General features: G+C 42.6%; 1 protein-coding gene. It reads right to left on the bottom strand.

From position 1 onward, the window contains the following. Window positions 1–113 precede the first annotated feature (113 nt). Complete coding sequence (locus A3735_RS06370) at window positions 114–752, bottom strand: hypothetical protein (RefSeq protein WP_068514174.1); 639 nt, start codon at window positions 750–752, stop codon at window positions 114–116. Window positions 753–909: the final 157 nt, after the last annotated feature.

Below are 909 nucleotides of genomic sequence, written 5' to 3'. Positions count from 1 at the left end.
TTCAACGAGACAAGCAAGACGTGCCCGTCTTGTTGAACGCGTAGCTCTTTAAAGGTTTGCATATTGTGCGAAAGGTCGATTAGGTTGGTCATGCTTGGCCCGTAATACAGTTTCTATGTGTCTTGCTCAATACGGAGAAATTCTTGTTTGAGGTCGACTAGTTTGCTGGCATCACTTAGCTTTGGCAGTGCTGACAGTGAGTGGTCGGTTTGTAGCAGTAAGGCTTCATTCTTGTCGACAAGTATATTTAACATCTCATGTTCTTGAGCCTTAACCTGATACATGTTCTGCATGGTCGCGACATTGCTTTGGAAGGTTGATAAGACCTCTGCCGAGTCACGATATAAAGCATTATTGCTAAGTGCACTTTCAAGGCGAGTAGCATTTTCCAGGAGGGTTTCTGTATGTTCTAGATTTTGTTTTAGTTCTTGTCGAAGTCGATCAAGGCGTGCTTGATCTTGAGCGAGTTGGTCCTGATTTTCGTCGAGCAGCAAGCGATGAATAACTACAGTTACGCCGTTCACAAATTGTTCGAGGATTTTATCTTTAAAAGGAAGGTCGTCGACGATGCTACTGCGACTTTTGACGATCTTGAAAATCTCGCCTTCAAGCATTCCCACTAGGCAGCCAATATCGTAGGCTTTTTCTGGTAGATCTTCCCTTTGCGTAATTGAAAGGTTGTCTTTGGCGACAACTGTCATCAGATTGAGTATGCACTTGGCTTGCATAGATCGAGCTTCGATTAGATCCACGATGGCTCCTTAAGTAAAGAGTAATGCGAGACGAGATAAAAATAAGAGTCTAGCTGAAACCCTCAAACTTATGAATAACTAATAGGTAGCATTTGTGATATGGAAGATTATACATCGGTAACATAAGCTGCCATGACGGACGAACTTGTTATGTTTT

The sequence above is a fragment of the Oleiphilus sp. HI0061 genome (genome assembly GCF_001635675.1).
This window is presented reverse-complemented; position numbering and strand designations above follow the sequence as displayed.